The sequence below is a fragment of the Camelimonas sp. ID_303_24 genome, from assembly GCF_053543495.1.
Genome location: NZ_JBLLJM010000023.1, coordinates 38,366 through 61,839, shown reverse-complemented (window position 1 = coordinate 61,839; position 23,474 = coordinate 38,366). Strand labels below are relative to the sequence as shown.

Sequence of the window (23,474 nt, the reverse complement as noted above, 5' to 3'; positions counted from 1 at the left end):
GGTCAGACAGACGCCTTTCCCTTGACCGATCCATGTACGCCGGACGGGTCTACGATTGAACCAAACTGCTGGAGATTGTGGGCGTGACAGAGCTGGTGCAGGGCATAAGCCTTATCGATCGCCGCCTGCTGGCCCATGATGTCGAGCGAGCCGTTGACCGCTTCCTTGGCCAGCTTCAGGGCAAAAACCGGCTTGGCGGCGATGCGCTGCGCCAGTTGCGCGGTGAAGCCGCGCAGGGCCTCGCGCGGCGTGACGTGGTTGACCATGCCGAGCCGGTAGCCTTCCTGGGCGGTCCACGCATCGGAGGTGAACAGGAACTCCTTGGCCTTGCGGGCGCCCAGCTCCCAGGGGTGGACAAACCACTCATGGCCGCAAACGCCCATGGTGACCACCGGATCGCAGAATGAAGCATCCTCGCTGGCGACGATCAGGTCGCAGGCCCAGGCCAGCATCAGCCCGCCGGCGATGCAGCGCCCCTGGACCTCGGCGATGGTTGGCTTGGAAATGTTGCGCCAGCGGCGGACCATCTGCAGGTAGATTTCCTGCTCGCGGGCATAGAGGCCATGCACGCCTGGCTCGGCGAAACCGCCCCAGTTGAACACCGGCGGAAAGTCGACGCCGGCCGCGTTCTTCGCGCCGGCGCGCAGGTCATGACCGGCGGAAAAATGCGGATCGGCGCCTGCCAGAATAATCACCTTCACCGCATCGTCCGCGGCGGCCGCGTCGAAAGCGGCGTTGAGATCATAGGTCATCTGCAGGTTCTGGGCGTTGCGGGCGTCCGGCCTGTTCATGACGATGCGGGCCACGCCTTCAGCCGGCCGCTCAACCAGCACGGTTTCATATTCCGCCATTGTTTCCTCCCCGGGGCCACTGCCCCGCCACAGGCGGAGCGTTGCCTTTTCCAGCAGTGTTCGATCAATCTGGATCGAGAACTGCTCCAACTATCCTTGTTTGAGCGATTTCTGACCGATCAGCCGTTTCCGGCTGATCGGAAAGCGCTCCAGACGCCGCCTCCCGCGGGACTTTACGCGCGGCGGCGCGCCTGAAACACCCAGCCGGAGGAAGTCGCCCCCAACATCTATCAAACGCTAGTTCAAGATTGGAAGCGCGTCCAGAGCCCGCAGCCCGGCCACCCCGTCATACAGAACCAGATGTGGGAAGCGGCGCGCCCAGGACGGGCAATGGGCCCGGCGGCGGGCCAGCGCCAACGCCGTCGCTGCAGTTGTCAGGCGAGCGCCGGCGCCCCTTTTGCACGGGTGTTTCGCGCCGCCAGGCCTGCAGGTGATGCGGGCATCCACATTTTCGCACCCAGCGGGTCTTCTGCGGAGAACGCTTTCGTCGGCGCCGGAACAGGCGCCGCCATAACGGCAGGGACTGTGCAATGCGCGCCATGAGCAGACAGCAGGGTCAGGACCGGGTTATGCCTCGGCCGCGCCGCTTCGCGCTGAAGGCGCCTGTCGCGGAGCAGCGTCAGATGTGGGCGAGGATATTGACCAGCCGACCGAATGGATCGCGTACAAACAGGCGGCGCACGCCCCACGGCTCAACCGCCGGACCGTATTCCAGCGCAAAGCCGGCGCGGGCGAGGCGGGCGATCACCTGATCCAGATTGTCGACCTCAATGGACAGGTCAGGAACCGGCTGGCCACCACCGCCCTCGCTGGCGATGCTGACCTGCGCGGGGCCCCCAGCGGCGCCAGCGAAGGTGATGATCCAGCCATGGTCCATCGCCACGTCCATGTCGAGCACGTCGCCATAGAACGTCCTGGCGCGGCGGATGTCGCCGGCGGCGATGTTCGCCACAATCCGTCTGACCGTCACCGGCTTGCCCCCTGACGGCCAGACAGCGGCCGGACGCCCTTAACCGAAGCGGTTGTTGCGCGGGAAGCCCTTGGGCGGCAGCCGGCCAGCTTCGGCGCGGTTGCCGACCCAGTCGCGCAGGTCGGCTTCGTTCACCGTCCAGGTGCGGCCGGAGGTGTCCTTCCAGGTCAGGCCATCGGCGAGATTGAAGGTCTTGGCGTCCGCCGCGCCGCCGTCGCGATATTTCTGCAGGCGCACGCCCTTGCCGCGGGTCATTTCCGAAGCCTGGATCAGCGGGAACACCAGCAGCTTGCGGTTCTGACCGATGATGGCGAGATGGTCGCCGGCGACCGGCGCGCACACCATCAGCCGGTGCGGCGCGTCCATCACCATGATCTGCTTGCCCTTGCGGGTATTGGCGACCATGTCGTCGGAACTGGCGATGAACCCACGCCCCTCGCTCGACATCAGCAACGTCTTCTCGCCCTGGCGCCATGGCCAGGCCGCAACCACGCTGGCGTTTTCATCCATGTCGATCAGGATGCGCAGCGGGTCGCCAACGCCACGGCCGCCTGGCAGCTTCGAGGCTTCGATGGTGAAGATGCGGCCGGTGCTGTCCGCCAGCAGGATGCGCGAGGTGGTCTCGGCGTGGAACGACAGGGCCAGGCTGTCGTCGCCCTTGAACTGCAGGCCCGAGACGTCCGCCACGTGCCCCTTGAGGGCGCGGATCCAGCCCTTGACCGACACCACGACGGTCACGGGCTCGCGCTCGACCATGGCTTCGGTCAGGTCGATGGCGCCGGCGGCCGGCGCGTCAGCGAAGCTGGTGCGGCGCCTGCCCAGCGGCGTCTCCGGCCCGAACAGCTTGCGCAGGCCGCGAATTTCCGTGGACACCTTCTTCCACTGGGCGGGCTCCGACCCAAGCAGCGCGTTCAGTTCGGCCTCTTCCTTCTGCAACGCCTCCTGCTCGGTGCGCAGTTGCATCTCCTCCAGCTTGCGCAAAGCGCGCAGGCGGGTGTCGAGAATGGCGTTGGCCTGGATCTCGGTGAGATCGAAGCGCTTCATCAACGCCGGCTTCGCCTCGTCCTCCTCGCGGATGATGCGGATCACCTCGTCGAGATCGAGATAGACGATCAGCAGGCCGCCAAGGATTTCGAGACGCCGGCCGATAACGCCGAGACGATGGCGCGAGCCGCGCTGCAGCACGTCGCGGCGGTGATCCACCCACTCGCGCAACACTTCGGCAAGCCCGAGCACGCGCGGCACCCGGCCTGCCGTCAGCACGTTCAGGTTCAGCGGAACGCGGCTTTCCAGCTCGGTGAGCCGGTACAGCGATTCCATCATCAGTTCCGGATCGACGGTGCGGGAGCGCGGCTCGAAGACGATGCGCACGTCCTCGGCCGATTCATCGCGCACATCGGCGACCAGCGGCAGCTTCTTTTCCTGCAACAGGTCGGCGATCTTCTCGATCAGCCGCGCCTTGGGCACGAGATAGGGAATCTCGGTGACCACCGCGACCCAGCCGCCGCGCCCCGCCTCTTCCTTCACCCAACGGGCGCGCACGCGAAAACCGCCGCGACCGCTGCGATAGGCGTCGAGGATATTGGCGCGCGGCTCGACGATAATGCCGCCGGTGGGGAAATCGGGCCCCTGGACGAAGTTGAGCAACTGCTCCGACGTCGCCTCCGGATGCGTGACCAGATACAGCGCCGCCTCGCACAATTCAGCGACATTGTGCGGGGGTATCGACGTGGCCATGCCGACGGCGATGCCCTGCGAACCATTGGCCAGCAGATTGGGGAAAGCCGACGGCAACACCGCCGGCTCAGAGGTGGAGCCGTCGTAATTGGGGCGAAAATCGACGGTGTCGTTGTCGATATCCTGAAGCAGCAACCGCGCCACGTCGGTCATGCGCGCTTCGGTGTAGCGATGGGCGGCCGGGCCGTCGCCATCGATATTGCCAAAATTGCCCTGCCCTTCCACCAGCGGATAGCGCGAGGCGAAATCCTGGGCGAGACGCACCATGGCGTCGTAAATGGCCTGGTCGCCGTGCGGGTGGAACGAACCCATCACGTCGCCGACGACCTTGGCGGATTTTTTGAATGGCGAGCCCGGATCGAGCCGCAGCAGGCGCATGCCGTAGAGAATGCGGCGGTGGACGGGCTTCAGGCCGTCGCGCGCATCCGGCAGGGCGCGATGCATGATGGTCGAGAGGGCATAGTCGAGATAGCGCTGCTCCAGCGCCTCGCGCAGTTCGACATTCTCAATGCCGTCGTCCGGCGGCGTCCCGACCTCTTTGCCCATACCCTCCCCCGGAACACGCCGCTGAACGGCGCCAATGGCGAACTGTCATCGCGAGCCGAAAACCGGCGCGGCGGCCAGGCCCGCGCGGCGACATGACCCGCGCGCCTGCCCAATGGTCAGGCGCATGCCTGAACAGCCGCCCGAAGACATGAGAACGGGTAGCGAACAAACCTTCTGAACGCAAGCATTTACATGGGCCTTCCGGCGCCGTTCAACCGTTATCGCGCCGGGGTGGGCGCAGCAGCAACACCGCCGCCACAATCTGGAGCGCCACGCACAGCGCCAGCGGCGCGCCATAGCCGCCGGTCAGGTCGTGCACGACGCCGACAATCGCCGGGAAGAAAGCATAAAAGAACTGCCCGGTCGCCACCGTCATGCCCATGATCAGGCTGAAGGCCCGCGCCGGAAATTCGTGCTGGATGATCGTGGCTGGCAGCGTGATCAGATTGCCGACGGAGAGGCCGAACAGGATGACCGCCGGAAACAGCACCTGCGGGCTGCGCGGCCAGATGATGATCGCCACCAGCGCCAGCGCCTGGCTGCCAATGCTGAGCGCTGTCGTCAGACGCTGGTTGACCCGGTCGATGAAAAAACCAAGGGCCACGCGCCCGGCGAAGGCGGCGAAGGAGCCGGCCATCAGCGCCACCGCGGTCTGCTCCGCGCCGAGCGCCGGCAGCAGCAGCGCCACCTGGTGCATCAGGAAGCCGACCTGGGCGCCGAAGCCGAGGGCGAACGGAACGGCGATGCTCCAGAAATGCAGGGAGCGCATGGCGTCGCGCCAGTTGGCCGGACCATCCGGCGCCCGGCCGGAGCCGCTGGCGACCACATGGGTTTCGCCGCCTGGAACCGGCGCGCGGCTGGCGAGCCCGAATATCAGCAGCGGCAGCAGCAGCGCCAGCATGGCGAGGCTCAGCCCGGTGACGCTGGCCGCCAGGCCATACACGGCGCTGAGCCGCACCAGCAGCGGCGCGACGAAGACGCCGGCGAGGCTGGCGCCATTCAGCGCCAGGCTGATGGCGAGGCCGCGCTTGCGATCAAACCAGCGGGCAAGCGTGGTGGAAATGGCCGTGGAGCTGGTGGCGGCCCAGCCGGTTCCCAGCACCGCGCTGGAGGCAAACAGCATGGCTGGATGGCGGGCATTGGCCACGCCAATGGCCCCAAGCGCCATGACGCAGACGCCGCCGCCGAGCAAGATCCGCAGGTCGACGCGCTCGAACAGCACGCTGATCCACAGCAGGCAGGCGGCGCCAAAGACGTAATAGAAGGTGATGGAAGCCGAGACCAGCGCCGTGGACCAGCCATTGGCGCGCTGCAATTCGGCCAGATACACCGGCTGGCCATAGAAGCCGAAACCCCAGACGAAGATGGCCATGGCGAAGCAGGCCAGCACCGCCGGCCAGCCGGCCCGAAACTCACTGGCCTGCGCGTCCCCATCGCCGCCGGCGGGCCCGGCCCGGTTCACGTCAGCATCATTCTGGTCCGCGTTGGCAACGATGGGCAGGGCGGACATGGGGCAGGCTCCGGAGAATTCAGGCGTCACGCGGGCGCCGGATGCGTCCTGAAACCGGATGCCATCTTCTGACCTGTCGCGATATCCGTATCCTGCGTTTGAATGCACCACGCCGCCAGCCGCGCCAGCGCGCCCCTGGGTTGCGCCTGGCCGGCGCCTTTGACGCTGTTTACTGAAGCGCACGCCGCCGCATCCGGCCCGCAAGCGCCAGGCGACGTCCCGGACCGCTGCGCCAGCCTCATGAGCCCTTTGCGTCTGTCAGCCTCTGCAGGATCGCGATCACGCGCTCGCGCCCGTCCGGCGCCGGCATGCCGCGCGGCCCATAAACATCGCGGGTGAGGAAAAAGCCGGTGACGCGCAGGGCGTCGAGCACATCGCGCGGCGACGGCGCCGTTTCCAGCTTGCCGGAGAAGAACGGCGGCAGCGGCAGCAGCCGGTCCTTCCATGGCGCGCCGGCGGCGGCCGAAACAGCGCAGCCGGACTTCGGAGAGACGTATTTGAGATCATCGGTCGCGCCGGTGGCGGCGCAGCGCGACAGGTCGAGACCGAACCCCAGCTCGGCCAGCAATGACAGCTCAAACAGGGCGAGCAGGCCCGGACCAACCGTATCGTCTGCCACGTGATCGGCGAGCAGGGACAACGCGTCGTGCACGTCGGCGTGGGGATCGCGCTCCGGCAACAGGCGGGTCAGCGCCACCGCCGCGCCGAGCAGATTGAGCGCCAGGGCCGAGCCCATGTAACGCGCCGCCCGCAACTGGCCGCCCTCGACGGCGAACATGCCCAGTTGCTCCTCGATGCGAGCGCGCCAGACCAGGGAAACAGAATTGCCAGGCTGCAGCACCGGGCGCATCCGGCTGGAGCGTCCGCCGCGCACCACGCCGGCGTGACGGCCATGGTCGCGGGTCATGACTTCGAGAATGACGCTGCTTTCGCCCAGACGGCGCACCCCGAGCACCACGCCTTCATCAGCCCATTCCATGCCCCCCTCCGCTGGCGGGGTTGGGCGGCGGAACGGCGGGTCCCGGCGCCGGTCAGAGCGCTTTCCGATCAGACGGCGGCGTCCGATCGGGCAAAATTCGCCCGGAACAAAGGATACAGGAGCCCTTTCTGATCCATTTAAACCGGAAAAGGCTCCAGGGTCGCGGCGCCGGCTGACGCCGCCCTGCCGGACGCGACTCAGTTGCGCGGGAACTCCAGACCCATCTCGCGGTAGCGGGCCGGGTCGTCGCCCCAGTTCTCGCGCACCTTGACGAACAGGAACAGATGCACTTTCGCATCGGCCGCCTCGGCGATGTCGACGCGGGCCGCCGAGCCGATAGCCTTGATGGTCTGGCCGCCCTTGCCCAGCACGATGCTGCGCTGGCTTTCGCGCTCCACGAAAATCGTCTGCTCGATGCGAACCGAACCGTCGCGCTGCTGCGTCCAGGTGTCGGTTTCCACCGTGGAGGCATAGGGCAGTTCGTCGTGCAGACGGTCGAACAGCTTTTCACGGGTGATCTCGGCCGCCAGCTGGCGCAGCGGCGCGTCGGCGATCTGGTCCTCGGGATAGTGCCAGTGATCGACCGGCATGCGTTCCGCGAGCCATGCCTTGAGATCCTCGACGCCGTCGCCCTTCATGGCGGAGATCATGAAGGTGCGCTGGAAATCGCCCTTTTCATTCACCGCCGCCGCCAGGGCGAGCAGGCGTTCGCGCTGGATCAGGTCGATCTTGTTGAGGATCAGCACCTTGGGCTTGCGCACGTCGGCCAGCCGCTCCAGCACCGCCTCCACTTCCTCGTCAATGCCCTTGCGGGCGTCAACCAGCAGGCAGACAGCGTCGGCGTCGCCGGCGCCGCCCCAGGCCGTCGTGACCATGGCCCGGTCGAGACGGCGCTTCGGCCGGAAGATGCCGGGGGTGTCGACAAAGATCATCTGGCTGTCGCCGTGGATGGCGATGCCGCGCACCAGCACGCGCGTGGTCTGCACCTTGCGGGAGATGATCGACACCTTGGCGCCAACCAGGGCGTTGAGCAGGGTCGATTTGCCGGCGTTGGGCGCGCCGATCAGGGCGATGAAGCCGCAGCGCGTCTGCAGGGCCTCGTCCTGGCCGTCGCCTGGGGCCGGCGGTGTGGTTTCGTCAGTCATGTGTGCCCTTGCTCATGTCGGATCGGCGCCTTCGCGCGCGAGAAACTGGCCGGCGGCGTCCTGCTCGGCGGCCCGCTTGGAGGCGCCTTTGCCAAGACAGGGCGCGAAGCCCTGCACCTGGGTGGAAATCGTGAAGACCGGCGCGTGGTCAGGCCCGGTCGTCTCCACCAGTTCGTAGCCGGGATTGGGCAGGCCGCGGGCGTGGGCCCACTCCTGCAGGGTGGTTTTGGCGTCGCGCAGCGGCCGCTGCGGCGCGTGCATGCGCGGCTCGAAAGCGGCGCGCACCACGGCGGCGGCGGCGGCATGGCCAGCGTCCAGGTACACCGCGCCAACAATCGCCTCGCAGACATCGGCGAGCAGCGACACGTTCTGGCGCGCGCGCGGGAAGGCGCCGCCGGCGGCAAGGCGCAGGTGCGGCGGCACATCCCAGTCGCGCGCCACCTCGGTGCAGGTTTCGCGACGCACCAGCTCAGCCAGGCGGCGGGACAGCTCGCCCTCCTCCGCCGCCGGGAAGGTGCGGAACAGCATCTCCGCCACCACCAGGCCCAGCACCCGGTCGCCCAGGAATTCCAGCCGCTGGTAAGAGCCGATGCGGTCGTCGGCGCCGCTCACATGGGTCAGCGCGCGCTCCAGGAGCGCGCGGTCGGTGAAGCTGTGGCCTACAGCGGCTTCGAGCTTCTCAAGGGATGGCTTGCGCGCGGCCATGTTATCTGACCCTGGTGAACATGCGATCCCAGCGCACGCTCCACGGCCACTTCCAGAACTGCCAGGCGGCGGCGTCTTCCTTCACCGAGAAGAAGATGAGTTCGGCGCGGCCAATGAAATTCACAAACGGCACATAGCCGACGCTGGATTCGTCGCGGCTGTCGGTGGAATTGTCGCGGTTATCGCCCATCATGAAGAAATGGCCGGCGGGCACCGTGTAGACATAGGTGTTGTCCCAGTAGCCCTTGTCGCCGTCGCGCTCGATCACCCGGTGCTTCACGCCGCCGGGCAAGGTCTCGATATATTGCGGCACCGGAACCTGGCGGCCCCAGGAATCAGTGGTGACGAAGTCGTCGATGCGCTGGCGCTCGACCATCTGGTCGTTGATGTACAGCCGCCCGTCGCGCATCTGGATGCGGTCGCCAGGCAGGCCGATGACGCGCTTGATGTAATCGGTGGCGTTGTCCTTCGGCAGCTTGAACACGGCCACATCGCCGCGCTTCGGCTCCGAGGCGAGGATGCGGCCGTTGAACACCGGCGGGCTGAAGGGAATGGAGTATTTCGAATAGCCGTAGGAATATTTCGACACGAACAGGTAGTCGCCGATCAGCAGCGTCGGGATCAGCGAGCCCGAAGGAATATTGAACGGCTGGAACAGCAGGGTGCGCACCACCACCGCAATGAGCAGCGCCTGGACGATGACCTTGACTGTTTCGTAGAGACCGCCGTCTTTCGACGGTTTCTCCCGGTTTTCAACATCCGTGCGCGCCATGCACCGGCCTTCCGTGGCCGGTCACGGCCTGACCGGCGAAATGGGTTTCAGATAAAGCGCCGGCCCCGGGGGCTGGCGTTCGGGCATGTTGCGGTTGCACGACGCCCGTTTCTGGCTCCGTGCAACCGCAACATGCGCTTCTCTGGCGCAGACCGGCTGCCGCCGTCGTCGCCGCGCGCCATGGATACTCCAAGGCAGCTCCTGGCTCAATTGGGCAGCGTCTGGCTCAACCGTCCGGCCTGCGCTTGCGGTTTTTGCGCTGCGGGATCTCGCCAGGGAAACCTTGCGAGGGAAACCTTGCCAGGTGGACTTTGCCAACTGAACGGCGACGAAGAGCCGGGCCGCGAGCGCGGGCTGGGTGGTTCAGCGCGTTTCCAGGATCGTCCGGTGAACTTTGCCAATGGATTTCAGGAGCCTGCGAGGCTTCTGTCAACAAGACTTCTATCAATCCGGATTACGGCGCGAGCGGGGCCGTGACGGGCGAACCGATGGCGGGCGAAGCCATGACGGACGGGATGCGGATTTGTCCTTCGGCCAGAACCTTGCCGGGATCGCGCCCGCCCCTTCAGCCCAACCGATCAGGCCTGGCTCTGCCGGGGCGGTGCATGCGGCAGCGCTTCGATGATGACGAACGCCTGGGCCATGGGCGGATCATCGGTCAGCGAAACGTGGATGACAGGCTCCATGCCTGGCGGAACCATGGTTTTCAGGCGTGCGAGGGCGCCGCCGGCAAGGCGCATCGTCGGGCGGCCGCCCGGCAGGTTCACCACTTCCATGTCGCGCCAAAAAACGCCAAGCCTGAGGCCCGTGCCCAACGCCTTGGAACAGGCCTCCTTGGCCGCGAAACGCCTGGCGTAGGATGCGGCCCGCGTGGCGCGGCGATCGCTCTTCGCCCGCTCGCCCTCTGTGAAGATCCGGTGGGTGAACCGGTCGCCGAACCGGTCAAGGGACCTCTGTATGCGATTGATATCGCAAAGATCGGAGCCAATGCCGACGATCATCCCGTTCCCTCTCCCGATGGCGCCCGGATCTGATCCCCCCTGGGGGCAGCTCCGCCGTCGTCGCCGCAATCCGGCCGCTTCCGTCCAGTTACGACATAAGCGGACCGGAACCAAGGCGCGCGGCGACCACGCGCCTGATCCCGCCGGGGAGAGAAGCCTGCCTGCCCCCCTGCCTGCCCCCTGCCCGAACGCAGGCAGCCGCCACGCCGGCGGCTTGCCCCCTAGCCTGGCTCGCGTCCCGGCTCCTGCCTTTAAACCCACGCCGTTGCCGGGCGGCGCCTGCCGCCCGGCGCCAGGCGCGCGGCTCAGGCGCTCGGGCCAGCCCGCGACACCACGCCGGCGATCAGCCCGCCGACCAGCGGCGCGACGATGAACAGCCAGACCTGGGACATCGCCTTGCCGCCGACGAACAGGGCCGGCGCGAGACTGCGGGCCGGATTGACCGACACGCCCGTGACATTGATGAACACGACATGGATGACAAACAGGGTGAGGCCAATCACCAGGCCCGCGATGGCGGCGTTGGCGGCCGGCTTCGTCACCTGGAGGATCAGATAGACAAAGATGAAGGTTATGAGGACTTCCACGAGCGCCGCTGCGGTGAGACCGTAGCCCGCGCCGTAACCCTCGCCCCAGCCATTCTGTCCAAGACCAGACGTGGCGACGTTGTATCCGCCCACCTTGTCCGACAGGATGAGGTACAGAACCGCCGCGCCGATGATGGCGCCGACAACCTGCCCGATCATGTATCCCACCGCATCGCCGACGCCGATGCGGCCAGCGCTGAGAAAGCCCAGCGTCACGGCCGGGTTGATGTGACATCCAGAAATTCCGCCGATCGAATAGGCGGCCACCATCAGGCCAATGCCAAAAGCAAAGGCGATGCCCAGCAGGCTCATCGCCGTGCCGGCGCCTGTGCCCGTGGCGAGCACCACCGCGCCACAGCCAAAGAAAACAAGCAACGCTGTGCCATACGCTTCGGCAATGTACTTGTTCACGCCATCCATAGAACTACTCCCACGCAAGCGGCCTCTCCGGCCGCAGAGCCGCCGCACCGCCTGAATGTTGCGGCGCTGGCCTTTCCGCCTTCTCCAGAAACGGCGCGCCTGCGCGGCGCCAGACCCATCAGGACCAGGATGGGCGCAGCGCAGGCCGATGCCCCCGGTGAGGCTGCTTGTGACGCCGCCGCCAGACAGCCTTGCCTGACCGCTTTTTCCGGATGCGCCAGGGCGCGGTTAGCAAAAAACACCCCACCCAAAGGGTAAGCCCGGGTATTTCCAGTAACGACAACATTTGTAACCGATTCAACTCTTGTGGGACATCAAACTTTTGAGAACGGTTATTTGAACAACAATTCCAAATTTGAATTTGTTAAGCCCAAGCCTCCGCACTGCAAGGAAACGCTTGCCGGCGCGCCATAAAATCTAAATAAATCTAACAATATCAATAGGTTATCAAAGCATCACGCCGCGCGCGGCGACCCTGGCCAACGCGCCGCGCCAAGGCGGCGCCTGCGCCAAGGCGGCGCCGGCGTACTGCCGGCTGCAGATGGGTCAGCAGCTTCGGGGCCCGGTCACGGCCCCAGGCAGGATCGCCCCCTTGCCGGATCGCCGCTTTCGAGGACCACGCTTGCCAGGACTACCTTTGCCAGGACTACGTTTGCCAGAAAACCGCCTGCGGCAGGTTCATCAAAACCAGGGCCGGCCTCGCCAGGAACAGCGCGCGCTGTTCCTGGCGACAGGCGCAGCCGGGCCAGGGACAACAGGCGCAGCCTGGCTGTCAGGGCCGCCTCCCGGCCTCAGTCAGGACGAGGCGCGTCCTGTCCGGCGCGCGCGGCCAGGATGATGGCGCGCATACGGGCCACGGCGGCTTCCAGACCTGTGAAGATCGCCTCCCCGACGAGAAAATGGCCGATGTTGAATTCCATGATCTCCGGGATGCGGGCCACGGGAACCACGGAATCAAAATTGAGGCCATGGCCGGCATGGATCTCGAGGCCGAGATCGCGTCCCACCGCCGCTGCAATCCTGATGCGCTGCAGTTCCGCTTGCGCCGCTTCGGCGGCGCCCTCATCATGACGCTCGCAATATGCGCCCGTGTGCAACTCCACCACTGGCGCGCCAAGATCCGCCGCCATGCGCATCACCGCCGGGTCCGCCTCGACGAACAGCGACACCCGGATCCCGGCGGCCGACAGTTCAGCAATCATTGGGCGCAGCTCCCTGTTGCGTCCGATGATGTCCAGCCCCCCTTCGGTGGTGCGCTCCTCCCGCCGCTCCGGCACAAGGCAGACGGCGTGCGGCAACACCCGCAGCGCGATGTCCACCATCTCACGGGTCGCTCCGGCCTCGAAGTTGAGCGGGACTGTCAGTTCCTGCTTCAGCCGCGCGATGTCGTCGTCGCGGATATGACGCCGGTCCTCGCGCAGATGCGCGGTGATTCCGTCCGCTCCCGCCGCGACCGCCATATGCGCGGCGCGCACCGGATCAGGCGCCCCGCCGCCGCGCGCGTTGCGCACCGTGGCCACGTGATCGATGTTTACGCCCAGACGCGGCGACATCGCGCGCGCGCCGGCCATGGGGGCCGCCTGATCCATCCTCATCTCCACATCGTCTTCAGCCCTGACGGGAACCCGTCCGGCTGATGAAGAACGGCGCCTGCCCCGCCTGCCGTCAATGCCCTGAAGCATTGTTCCGGGGCGAGCTTCGACGGGGATCACGCCGCCAGTCCGCGTTGCAACACGCGCCGGCCGCCGGTTTTCGCACAACTCCCGCCGCAGGGGCGAGCCAGCCGGCGGACCCGGCGCGCATTGTTCGGTCGCCAAAGGCGCGCGTGTCCGTGGCGGGCAGCGCTGAAACCGGCCGGCCGGGCAAGAATCGGGTTGCCGTCCACCCATGATCTGCCCCAGTCTGGCTGAAATGCGAAGCGCGCCGGCCAGGTGAATCAACCATGCCCGGGCCGCGCCTTCGGGCCGCGAGGCCGGCTTCCGGGCTTCAGTAGCGAAACCGGAGGCCGGGCCGCCGGAAAAACAACGCCGGGGAGGCCATCCGGATCAACGCGCCGGATGGGAGCGAACAGCCGGAAAGATGGAGAAGGCAGCATGAGCAGCGCGCCCGAGGGGATGGTTGTCACTCTTGAAGCGGCGGACGGGTTTATATTTTCCGCCTACCGGGTTGAGCCACGGAAGGAGCCGCGCGGCGGCGTCGTCATTCTTCAGGAGATTTTTGGGGTCAATCCCCACATCCGCAAGGTCGCGGACACCTATGCCCGCGCCGGCTATCTGGCCATCGCTCCCGCTTTGTATGATCGCGTCGCGCCCGGCGCCGAACTCGGCTATTCGCCCGCTGACCTGCAAAAGGGCATGGAGTTGCGCGCGCAATGCGACCTGACCGCGACGATGCATGACATCCAGGCCGCCATTGATGACGCCGCCTGGGCTGGCAAGGTCGCCGTGGTTGGTTACTGCTGGGGCGGGCAACTCGCCTGGCGGGCCGCCAATGCGGCGAACGATCTGGCGGCGGCCGTGATGTATTATGGCGGCGGCGTCGACGCGCTTGGCGATCTGGCGCCCCAGTGCCCGGTTCTCGGTCATTTCGGCGATCGGGACGCCCATATCCCGGTGGACCGGGTGCTGCCGCTGCAAACCCGCTACGCTCACCTGGTCAACATCAAGATCTATCCGGCCGATCATGGCTTCAATTGCGAGGCGCGCGCCAGCTATGACGAAGCCGCGGCGCAACTGGCCCTGCAACGCACCCTGGCGTTTCTCGACGGGCGTCTGGCGGACGAGGCCTGACGGCGGACGTGCGGAGGGCGCAGGAGGGGCGCATCAAGGGGAGTGCAGAAGGGGCGGCCGCGCCAGACCGCGCGGCGCCCCGCCGTCGCGCTTCGGACGGGCCGGGAATGTCGTTCAGAAGCGAGCGGTTCTCAGTCAGGCGCGCGTCAGTCCAGAACCAGCTTGGCTGGCCAGGCATCAAGCTCGCGCGAAACGCCTGGCAACCCCGGGCGCCCGGCGTTGTCCATGACCGAGCGCCGCCCCGGCTCCTGCCGTGAAGCGCGATAGATGGCGTAAGCATCCGAGGTCGCGAACCGCGTTTCCTCCATCGTCCCTTCCGCGGCAAGAATCATCGCCCGCAGGTCATGTCCTACTTCAGACGAACTGACGATGCTGACGCGCGCGCGCAGGGCGTCCCACCTCGCGGCAGCCCCATGGCTGCCGGGGTTCTCGCTCTCGCGCAACACGCGCTGGATCAGCGGCAGCGCGTCATCCGGCTCGATGTTGGGCATCAGCACGGCGAACGCCCCCGGCCTGATGCGGGCGACAATGTCGGTGACCCGCGAAAGGGCAATGAGCCGGTCGTGAACAGCGCGAACCCGCCCCTCGATACCGCCGCCCTCGCCTGTCGCCTCCAGTTGCACGGCAACGAACGTGACAGGCGCCCGCACCTTGAGTTGCGCCGAGACCAGCCGGGCGGCCTGCCCCAGAAACGCCCCGAGATTCAGGGCGCCGGTCTGCGGGTCCAGCGCGGACAGGACGTCGCGCGCCCGCTGCTGCCGCTCGCGCGTCATGCCAAGCGCCAGCGCGGCGCCGGTTGAAACCGCGATGGTAGCCGCCAGGGTCAGCCATACGCCCAGTGGCAGCGAAGCGTCCGCCGCCACGCCGGCTCCCGGGGCAAGGCCGGAAAAGACTTCGAGAAGAATGCAAAGCGTGGCGACGCCCAGCGCAATGGCCAGCGGCTTGCGGGAAGGCAGCGCCTCGCTGCGACCACGCCAGATCTCACGCAACGCAAGCAGCAGGAAAAAAGCAAACAGCGTCACCACTGACACCATCAGCACCTGCGCGTCAGCGTCGCTCCCGACGATCACGGCGCCGCCGAACCACAGCAAAGCGACGCCAGCGACCGCCGCCCAGACGGACGAACGCCCCTCGAAAGCCCGCGTGGCCTGCCAGATAAGACCGAATGCAAAAATCGCCACGGCGCCGCCGCCCGCCCCGGCGAGCCAGGGTCCGTCAAACGCGCGCCAGATGGCCAGGGAGCCGCCAGCCGCCATGGCTCCGAACGCGGCGGCCCACCACATCAGCGTGACAACCCGCCGGTCCATCAGCCAGAGCGCGAACAGGAACACGCCTTGCGTGCAGGCAATGACCGCGCTGACACTGATAATGGTGGTGAATTGCAGCCCCACGGGGATCCCCTGAATGCAAACCATGTCTCCAGGTTCACCAATGTGTTACCACACATCCGCAAACAGAAAAACCAGAAAACCGTCGAAACACGCCCGGCCTGTTGCCCAATTTGGCCTATATACGGCGAGTTGCTGGCGCTTTGGGCCGGCATCCGCAGGTTTCCCCGGCGCAACACCCAATACTCCTGTATTTGCAACCTCAGATTGCGAACATCCCGCCGCCAGCCGCGAGGGCCGACGCTGACCCGGGAGCGGCCTCTCCCTGAGACCTGCCTTCCCCTGCGACCAGCCAGCCCCCGCAGGCCGCCGCGCCCTGGACGCCCCCCGCCTGGACGCGGCCCGCTTGCCTTCTCACGATGGATGGGATAACTGGGCCGCTTCACGCATCGGCCCTGGCCGGAAGCTGAACGGACGCCTGCCTGCTCCCGTCACGGGGAGCGGAGTGGGGGACCATCAGGTCCTGTCCCGTGTTTCCGCCTTCGATCCCATGTTTCGGGCCTTGCACAACGAGGCTCGGAGGGCTTGGCGCCCGGGCGATGCGGATTTCGAGAGAAGAGGCCCGGTTTATGCCGCTTTATGAACATATCTTCCTGGCGCGCCAGGACATCAGCGCCGCGCAGGTTGAAGCGCTGGTCGAGCAGTACAAGGGTGTGATCGAAGCCGCCGGCGGCGCTGTCCGCAAGGTGGAGCCGTGGGGCGTCAAGTCCCTCGCCTATCGCATCAAGAAGAATCGCAAGGCGCATTTCACGCTCATGAACATCGACGCCCCGCACGCCGCGGTGGCCGAGATGGAGCGTCAGATGGGCATCAGCGAGGACATCCTCCGCTTCATGACCATCCGCGTCGAAGCGCACGAGGAAGGCCCGTCGGCCATGATGCAGAAGCGCGACCGCGACGACCGTCGTGATCGTGATGGCGAGCGCGGCGGCTTCGGCGGCGGCAATCGCTTCGGCGACCGCGAACGCGGCCCGCGCCGTGAGCGCAACCGCGACGCCGACGCCCAGGCGAATGCTTCCAGCGAGGAGAACTGATCATGGCCGCTGCTCCCCGTCGTCCGTTCTTCCGTCGTCGCAAGACCTGCCCGTTCTCGGGCCCGAATGCGCCGAAGATCGATTTCAAGGACACGCGTCTGCTGTCGCGCTACATCTCCGAGCGCGGCAAGATCGTGCCGTCGCGCATCACGGCTGTTTCGGCCAAGAAGCAGCGCGAGCTCGCCCAGGCGATCAAGCGCGCCCGCTTCCTGGGCCTGCTGCCCTACGTGATCCGCTAAAGATCGCTTTCGCCATGGAGTTGACCAGGGGTCAGCTTCGCGGCCGATAGCAGAATAAACGTCCCGGCGCCGGTCGATGATCCGGCGCCGGGACGATTTTTCCGGGAAGCCGGACGGCAGGCAGCCGTCTGCCCCAGCTCACCGTCACCGGAGCCGACAGGCCGCCGGTATTGTTGGGGACGCCAGAACGTCTCCTAACCCTGCCGGGCCGGACCCGGAGCAGCGGGACAGCACGACATGTACGCGCAGCTTCTGACAGGCATTGGAGCCGGACTGGCGTCCGCCCTCCTGTTCGCGGTGGTGATCTCGGGATCGCCGGCCGCCATGCTGGTGTCATACCTCACGCCCCTGCCCATTTTCATTGTCACCATCGGCTGGCGCCACGCCGCCGGGCTCGCCGCTGCGTTCGCCGGCGCCATCGCCTGCGGCCTGATCTTCGGTTTCGGCTCCGGCTTCAGCGTCAAGGCCGGACTGGCCTATGGCCTTGGCCTGGCGCTGCCAGCCTGGTGGATCGGCTATCTGGTGATGCTCGGCCGCACAGACGCGGCGGGACGCGCCGAATGGTATCCCCTTGGCAAGGTGCTGCTGTGGCTTGCCGGAATCGCCACCCTGGTGGCCCTGCTGGGCGCCATTGCCGTCGGCGGCAGCTACGCCGCCTATGAGCAGGCCATGCGCGCCGCCTTTGGCGCGCTGTTCGACGCCAGCCAGGGCGGCCCGGCCCTGCCCGAGGGCGTTACCCGCGACGACCTGATCAACACGCTGATCGCCGCCGCGCCGATGCTGACCGCCGGATCGTTCGCACCGATGCTGACGCTCAACCTCTGGCTGGCCGGGCGCATCGTCGCCGCCTCCGGGCGGCTGGCGCGGCCGTGGCCTGCGGTCGCGGAAACGCGCATGCCGTTCTGGTCCGTTGGCGCGCTGGCGGTTGCGGTGCTGCTGGCGACCATGGGCCAGGGCTTCGCCGGATTTACCGGCCTTGCCCTCACCGGAGCGCTGGGCGCGGCCTTCGCCCTGCAATGTCTCGCCGCCCTGCACACGGCCCTGCGCGGCAAGGCGGCGCGTCCCTTCATCCTGGCGCTGCTCTATGCGCTGATGATTCCGTTTTTCGTCTGGATTCTGCCCGTGCTCTCGCTGGGCGGCATTCTGGATTCTCTTGTGCGCGCCTTCCGGAAGGCAGGCGCGGCCCCGCCACCCGCAAACGACGCCTGATTCCCAGGCTCACCATTCAACCGGAGCAACATCATGCAGGTCATTCTTCTCGAGCGCGTCGCCAAGCTCGGCCAGATGGGCGAGACCGTCCGCGTCAAGGACGGCTTCGCCCGCAACTTCCTCCTGCCGCAGGGCAAGGCGCTGCGCGCCACCAAGGGCAACCTGGCCCGCTTCGAAGAGCAGCGCGCCCAGCTTGAAGCCCGCAACCTCGAGCGTCGCGGCGAGGCCGAGAAGGTCGGCGAGACCCTCAATGGCCAGGCTTTCGTGCTGATCCGCCAGGCTGGCGAAACCGGCGTGCTGTACGGCTCGGTCTCCTCGCGCGATGTGGCCGAGGCCCTGACCGCCGGCGGCTTCACCGTGGCCCGCCAGCAGGTCGGCCTCGACGCGCCGCTGAAGAACCTCGGCCTGCATGAGGTCGCCGTGCACCTGCACCCGGAAGTCGAGGTCAGCGTCACCATCAACATCGCCCGCAGCGCTGAAGAGGCCGAGCGCCAGGCTCGCGGCGAGGACGCCATCGTCCGCGAGGAAACCAGCCTCGACGACCTGGGTCTGGAAGTGGGCGCCGCGCTCGCCGAGGCCGGCGACGACGTCGAGCTCTGATCCCGGTTTGCGGATACGGATACGGAAGGCGCCCCATGGGGCGCCTTTTTTTTGGGGGGCGCGCTTTTTTGGGGGCGCCTTTTTTTGCTGGCGACAGCTTTTTTGCCCCGACGCTATCCGACCTTCGGATCCGCCTTGTGAATCGGTGTGGGAAAAGTCGCCAGCCCGATTCAACGACTTGCGTCAAACGTCTGATATATAACGATTTAACCGCGCAAGCCCCGCGCGGCTCCAGCGCAACCCCTGGCCGCCGGATGGCGAGGCGGGACCGAAACTTCCCCCCATGACGCCCGGCCGTGCTAGAACAGACTCTGGCTCCCCGTCATGGTTAATGGTCCGGTCTGACATGTCGCCTGCAAATGCGCTCGCCACCCGCGTAGAAGCCGCCGCCGAAGCCAGCCATCGCGTCGCGCCGCACAATCTGGAGGCGGAGATGGCGCTGCTCGGCGCCATCATGATCAACAACGACGCCTACTACCGGGTCTCGGATTTTCTCAACGCGCCGCATTTCCACATCGAGGCGCACCGGCGCATCTATGAGGTCGCCTCGCAGTTGATCCGCGCCGGCAAGATAGCCACGCCGATCACCATGAAGACCTTTCTTCAGGGGCTCGACATTGGCGAAATGACCATCGCCCAGTACATGGCGCGCCTCGCCGCCGAGGCGACGACCATCATCAACGCCGAGCACTACGGCCGCGCCATCTACGATCTGGCGATTCGCCGCGAACTGATCTCCGTGGGCAGCGACATGGTCAACCTGGCCTATGACGCGCCGGTGGAGGCTGCGCCCCGCGACCAGATCGAGGAAGCGGAGCGCAAATTGTACGCGCTGGCCGAGACCGGCCGCTATGACGGCGGCTTCATGCCCTTCGGCAACGCCCTGACCGAGGCCATCGACATGGCCGCCGCCGCCTTCAAGCGCGCCGGCAAGCTCTCGGGCGTTTCCTGCGGCCTCACCGATCTCGACCAGAAGATGGGCGGCCTGCAACGCTCCGACCTCATCATCCTGGCTGGACGCCCGGCCATGGGCAAAACCTCGCTGGTCACCAATATCGCCTTCAATGTCGCCAAGGCGTGGAAGGCGGAGCGGCGCCAGGACGGGGTGCTGGAATCGGTCAACGGCGGCGTCGTCGGCTTCTTCTCGCTGGAAATGTCGGCGGAACAGCTCGCCAACCGCATCATCGCCGAGCAGTCTGGCGTGGCCTCCTACAAGATCCGGCGCGGCGACCTGCAGGAGGACGAGTTCATCCGCATCGCCGATGCGGCGCGCGAGATGCAGAGCCTGCCGCTGTATATCGACCAGACCGGCGGCATCTCCATCGCCCAGCTCACGGCGCGGGCGCGCCGGCTGAAGCGCCAGCGCGGCCTCGACCTGCTGATCGTCGACTATCTGCAACTGCTCACCGGCTCGTCCAAGAAGGGCGACAACCGCGTCCAGGAGATGACCGAGATCACCACCGGCATGAAGGCGCTGGCCAAGGAGTTGCAGGTGCCGATCATCGCCCTGTCGCAGCTGTCGCGTCAGGTGGAAAGCCGCGACGACAAGCGGCCGCAGCTGTCAGATCTGCGTGAGTCGGGCTCGATCGAGCAGGACGCCGACGTGGTGCTGTTTGTGTATCGCGATGAGTATTATCTGAAGATGAAGGAGCCAAAGCCAGGCTCCGAAGAGCATTTCAGGTGGCAGGCGGAGATGGATCAGGCCCACGGCAAGGCCGAAGTCATCATTGGCAAGCAGCGTCACGGCCCCACGGGCACGGTGCAGCTGGCCTTCGAGGCGGAAATTACCCGCTTCTCCAACCTCGCCCAGGTCGATCATTTACCCGAGCAATACTGAAATTAGCCTTTTCTCCACCGTATACTGAAACATTATTGCAGCGCGCCGCATTGCGGAGAGTTTCAGCCGCGACTGGCGCCAAAGGAGCTTCATGCTGGACCCAGTCAAAGCCGGCGGCGTCGCGCCGGACCCGATCAGCGCCGATCTTGCCGGCGGCGTCCTGACAGTCGATCTCGGGGCGCTTTGTGACAACTGGCGGACCTTGCGCGCCGCCTCCGGGGCTGCGGAATGCAGCGCGGTCGTCAAGGCCAACGCTTATGGAACCGGCCAGGCGCCGGCGGTGACGGCGCTGCGAGCCGCCGGCTGCCGCACGTTTTTCGTCGCCCACCCGCATGAGGCGTTTCTGGCGAAGGCCGACGCGCCGGATGCGACGGTCTATGTTCTCAATGGCCTGCCGCCGGGCGCGGCGCGGCGCCTTGCGGCGGCTGGCGTGCAGCCCGTCCTCGGCTCCCTGCATGAGCTGGCCGAATGGCGGCGCGAGGCCGGCGACGCGCCGGCGGCGCTGCACATCGACACCGGGATGGAGCGGCTGGGACTGACCGCCCGCGAGGCCGGCGAGGCGGCGGCCCAGGGCGCCGGCCAGCTCTCCCTGGTCATGAGCCACTTCGTTGCCTCGGAAGAGCCGGACAATCCGCTCAACGACCGCCAGATCGCCCGGTTCACCGAGTTGTCAGCGCTGTTTCCGGGCGTGCGCAAATCCCTCGCCAACTCCTCCGGCATCTGGCTGCCGCAAGCCCCGCATTTTGATCTGACGCGGCCAGGCTATGGGCTGTATGGCGGCCACCCCACGCCGCATGTCCGCCCCGCCCGCCCCAATCCCATGCGCCCTGTGGTGCGGCTTGAGACGCGCATCCTGCAGTTGCGGGACATCGCGCCGGAGGAGACGGTTGGCTACAACGCCCGCTGGCAGGCAGACGGGCCCCGGCGCATCGCCACCCTGTCGGTGGGCTATGCCGACGGCATTTTCCGCAGCGCCAGCGTCCGCAACGCGGGCGCGCCGCAAACCCATACGCCGCCGCAGATGGGCGGCGCGGCGCTTGTTGCCGGGACGCTGTGCCGGTTTGCCGGCAACATCTCGATGGACCTGCTGGCCGTGGACGTCACCCAGGTCCCGCGCGATGCGGTGCGGGCCGGCGACATGGTCACGCTGATCGGCGACGAACTGGATGTGGACGCGGTGGCGGCGCGCTGCGGCACGATCGGCTATGAGACGCTGACCAGCCTTGGCCGGCGCCATGCGCGTCGTTACGTTGGGGCTGCATGATCAGCATCTGATTCAGCACCGCCAGCCAGGCGCCTGATCTGATGCGGTTATTCCCCGGCATGGCGCGTGGGAATCATCGCGTCAGAACGGCGATGCCCGGCCCGGTTTTGACCGGATCATGCGCCAGGCTCTGATCCGCCCAACTGGAACCCCTGACCAAGAGTCCTGCCCAGGAGAACCGCCCCGTGGCCCGCGCCGTCCGTCAGTTCATTTGCCAGGTCTGCGGCGCCTCCCAGCCGCGCTGGCAGGGCAAATGCGATGCCTGCAACAGCTGGAACTCCCTGGTGGAGGAAGGGCTGACGGCGCCGGTCAGCGGCGCGGTCTCCGGCCCCGCCTCGCGCCGCAAGGGCCGCACCTTCCAGCTTGAGGGCCTGCAGGGCGACAGCGCCGAACCGCCGCGCCTGCCCACCGGCATGGCCGAGCTGGACCGGGTGACCGGCGGCGGTTTCGTGCGCGGCTCGGTGGTGCTGATCGGCGGCGACCCCGGCATCGGCAAGTCCACTTTGCTGATCCAGGCCTGCGCCCAGCTGGCCCGCGGCGGCCACCGCGTCGTCTACATTTCCGGCGAGGAGGCCGTGGCCCAGGTGCGCCTGCGGGCCGAGCGCCTCAAGCTGTCGGACGCGCCGGTGGAGCTGGCCTCGGAAACCAATGTGGAGGACATCATCACCACCCTGAGCCAGGGGCCGGCGCCCCGGCTGGTGGTGATCGACTCCATCCAGACCATGTGGACAGGGGCAATCGATTCTGCGCCCGGCACCGTGACCCAGGTGCGCGGCAGCGCCCAGAACCTGATCCGCTTCGCCAAGACCAGCGGCGCCGCGCTGATCCTGGTCGGCCACGTCACCAAGGACGGCCAGATCGCCGGCCCGCGCGTCGTCGAGCACATGGTGGACGCGGTCGCATCCTTCGAGGGCGAGAGCGGCCATCACTTCCGCATTCTGCGGGCGGTGAAGAACCGCTTTGGCCCCACCGACGAGATTGGCGTGTTTGAGATGACCGGGCTCGGGCTGTCCCAGGTTTCGAACCCCTCGGCGCTGTTCCTCGCCGGCCGCGACGTCAACACGCCCGGCACGGCGGTGCTGGCGGCGATGGAAGGCACCCGGCCGCTGCTCGTGGAAGTGCAGGCGCTGGTCGCGCCCAGCGCCCTCGGCACCCCGCGCCGGGCCGTGGTGGGCTTCGATTCGAGCCGCCTGTCGATGATTATCGCCGTGCTGGAGGCCCATGGCGGCGTCCGGCTCGGCCAGCACGACGTCTATCTGAACGTGGCTGGCGGCATGAAGATCACCGAACCGGCGGCGGATCTGGCTGCTGCGGCGGCGCTGGTGTCCTCCCTCTCCGGCAGCGCCCTGCCGCCCGACACGGCGTATTTCGGCGAGATTGGCCTTTCCGGCTCGGTCCGCCCGGTGGTCCAGGCGACGACCAGGGCGCGCGAGGCGGCCAAGCTGGGCTTCAAACGTGTGGTTTCGCCGCCACTGGCGCAGGAAAAAAGCCGGGAAGAACCGGATGCCGGCGGGCGTGAAGACCGGCAGGCGGAGCGCGGGATGCTGCGCGCCGACACCGTCTCGCATATCAGCGATCTGGTGGCGCAGATCGCCGCCGCCGGCGCCGGCAAGCCGCGCCCGGCCAATGCCCGCGAAGCGCCCCGTGATGGGGAGCCGCCTCACGACTCCAGGCGGGCGGCTCCATCGCGCGGCCGCCAGCCCGCCGATTGGGAATGAGATCACGCGTCGGGCCATGGCAAGGCCTGGACGCAGGACCGTTCATTCCGGCGCAGCAATGCCCCACTTTTCGGGATCATGCCATAGCGATCGGCAGGCCGATCGCGGCCCTTTCATAGTGAGAGCATGATCTTTTCCGACCCGCCAGGGCCGCGAAGCGAAAAGCGGTTTCC

Annotated in this window: 20 protein-coding genes; 8 read left to right on the top strand and 12 right to left on the bottom strand. The window is 67.0% G+C overall.

Going from position 1 to position 23,474, the window contains the following annotated elements; translation table 11 throughout:
* Positions 1 to 2: 2 nt before the first annotated feature.
* The 11 genes from ACERNI_RS16195 to ACERNI_RS16145 form a co-directional block, all read right to left on the bottom strand.
* Positions 3 to 851 (bottom strand): enoyl-CoA hydratase, encoded by an 849-nt coding sequence (locus tag ACERNI_RS16195; RefSeq protein WP_448834290.1) that lies wholly within the window; start codon positions 849 to 851, stop codon positions 3 to 5.
* Positions 852 to 1,470: 619 nt separating this feature from the next.
* Positions 1,471 to 1,821: a VOC family protein gene (locus ACERNI_RS16190; protein ID WP_448834289.1), complete on the bottom strand. Its 351-nt coding sequence runs from the start codon at positions 1,819 to 1,821 to the stop codon at positions 1,471 to 1,473.
* Between the two features lie 39 nt (positions 1,822 to 1,860).
* Positions 1,861 to 4,104, bottom strand: a complete 2,244-nt coding sequence (gene parC, locus ACERNI_RS16185; RefSeq protein ID WP_448834288.1) for a DNA topoisomerase IV subunit A — start codon at positions 4,102 to 4,104, stop codon at positions 1,861 to 1,863.
* Positions 4,105 to 4,315: 211 nt separating this feature from the next.
* Positions 4,316 to 5,614 carry an MFS transporter gene (locus ACERNI_RS16180; protein ID WP_448834287.1) on the bottom strand — a complete coding sequence of 433 codons (1,299 nt, stop codon included), beginning with the start codon at positions 5,612 to 5,614 and terminating at the stop codon, positions 4,316 to 4,318.
* Positions 5,615 to 5,852: 238 nt separating this feature from the next.
* Positions 5,853 to 6,593 (bottom strand): DNA repair protein RecO, encoded by a 741-nt coding sequence (gene recO, locus ACERNI_RS16175; protein ID WP_448834286.1) that lies wholly within the window; start codon positions 6,591 to 6,593, stop codon positions 5,853 to 5,855.
* Between the two features lie 197 nt (positions 6,594 to 6,790).
* Positions 6,791 to 7,738 carry a GTPase Era gene (gene era, locus ACERNI_RS16170; RefSeq protein WP_448834285.1) on the bottom strand — a complete coding sequence of 316 codons (948 nt, stop codon included), beginning with the start codon at positions 7,736 to 7,738 and terminating at the stop codon, positions 6,791 to 6,793.
* A 12-nt stretch (positions 7,739 to 7,750) separates the two neighbouring features.
* Positions 7,751 to 8,443, bottom strand: a complete 693-nt coding sequence (rnc, locus tag ACERNI_RS16165) for a ribonuclease III (protein ID WP_448834284.1) — start codon at positions 8,441 to 8,443, stop codon at positions 7,751 to 7,753.
* A 1-nt stretch (position 8,444) separates the two neighbouring features.
* On the bottom strand, positions 8,445 to 9,215 hold the full coding sequence (gene lepB / locus ACERNI_RS16160) for a signal peptidase I (RefSeq protein WP_448834283.1): 771 nt from the start codon (positions 9,213 to 9,215) through the stop codon (positions 8,445 to 8,447).
* Positions 9,216 to 9,793: 578 nt separating this feature from the next.
* Positions 9,794 to 10,216 (bottom strand): holo-ACP synthase, encoded by a 423-nt coding sequence (gene acpS / locus ACERNI_RS16155; protein WP_448834282.1) that lies wholly within the window; start codon positions 10,214 to 10,216, stop codon positions 9,794 to 9,796.
* Between the two features lie 305 nt (positions 10,217 to 10,521).
* Complete coding sequence (locus ACERNI_RS16150; protein WP_448834319.1) at positions 10,522 to 11,214, bottom strand: MIP family channel protein; 693 nt, start codon at positions 11,212 to 11,214, stop codon at positions 10,522 to 10,524.
* An 800-nt stretch (positions 11,215 to 12,014) separates the two neighbouring features.
* On the bottom strand, positions 12,015 to 12,812 hold the full coding sequence (locus tag ACERNI_RS16145; protein ID WP_448834281.1) for a pyridoxine 5'-phosphate synthase: 798 nt from the start codon (positions 12,810 to 12,812) through the stop codon (positions 12,015 to 12,017).
* A gap of 504 nt (positions 12,813 to 13,316) precedes the next feature.
* On the opposite strand from ACERNI_RS16145, the gene ACERNI_RS16140 reads away from it, so the two are divergent.
* Positions 13,317 to 14,012 carry a dienelactone hydrolase family protein gene (locus tag ACERNI_RS16140; RefSeq protein WP_448834280.1) on the top strand — a complete coding sequence of 232 codons (696 nt, stop codon included), beginning with the start codon at positions 13,317 to 13,319 and terminating at the stop codon, positions 14,010 to 14,012.
* A 146-nt stretch (positions 14,013 to 14,158) separates the two neighbouring features.
* Here ACERNI_RS16140 and ACERNI_RS16135 read toward each other — a convergent pair whose 3' ends face one another.
* Positions 14,159 to 15,403: a hypothetical protein gene (locus ACERNI_RS16135; protein ID WP_448834279.1), complete on the bottom strand. Its 1,245-nt coding sequence runs from the start codon at positions 15,401 to 15,403 to the stop codon at positions 14,159 to 14,161.
* Between the two features lie 566 nt (positions 15,404 to 15,969).
* Between ACERNI_RS16135 and rpsF the strand changes: the two genes are divergently transcribed.
* The 7 genes from rpsF to radA all read left to right on the top strand — a co-directional run bounded on the left by rpsF (position 15,970) and on the right by radA (position 23,301).
* The gene (rpsF, locus tag ACERNI_RS16130; protein WP_448834278.1) at positions 15,970 to 16,434 is read left to right on the top strand and encodes a 30S ribosomal protein S6; all 465 of its coding nucleotides are present in this window, start codon (positions 15,970 to 15,972) and stop codon (positions 16,432 to 16,434) included.
* Between the two features lie 2 nt (positions 16,435 to 16,436).
* Entirely contained in the window at positions 16,437 to 16,673 is a 237-nt protein-coding gene (gene rpsR, locus ACERNI_RS16125; protein ID WP_191318772.1) for a 30S ribosomal protein S18, read from the top strand.
* Between the two features lie 237 nt (positions 16,674 to 16,910).
* Entirely contained in the window at positions 16,911 to 17,882 is a 972-nt protein-coding gene (locus ACERNI_RS16120) for a DUF2232 domain-containing protein (protein ID WP_448834277.1), read from the top strand.
* A gap of 33 nt (positions 17,883 to 17,915) precedes the next feature.
* Complete coding sequence (gene rplI, locus ACERNI_RS16115) at positions 17,916 to 18,482, top strand: 50S ribosomal protein L9 (protein WP_448834276.1); 567 nt, start codon at positions 17,916 to 17,918, stop codon at positions 18,480 to 18,482.
* Between the two features lie 346 nt (positions 18,483 to 18,828).
* Positions 18,829 to 20,319, top strand: coding sequence for a replicative DNA helicase (locus ACERNI_RS16110; RefSeq protein ID WP_448834275.1), 1,491 nt, complete (start codon positions 18,829 to 18,831; stop codon positions 20,317 to 20,319).
* Between the two features lie 91 nt (positions 20,320 to 20,410).
* Positions 20,411 to 21,583, top strand: coding sequence for an alanine racemase (gene alr, locus ACERNI_RS16105; RefSeq protein WP_448834274.1), 1,173 nt, complete (start codon positions 20,411 to 20,413; stop codon positions 21,581 to 21,583).
* A gap of 185 nt (positions 21,584 to 21,768) precedes the next feature.
* Entirely contained in the window at positions 21,769 to 23,301 is a 1,533-nt protein-coding gene (gene radA, locus ACERNI_RS16100; protein ID WP_448834273.1) for a DNA repair protein RadA, read from the top strand.
* Positions 23,302 to 23,474: the final 173 nt, after the last annotated feature.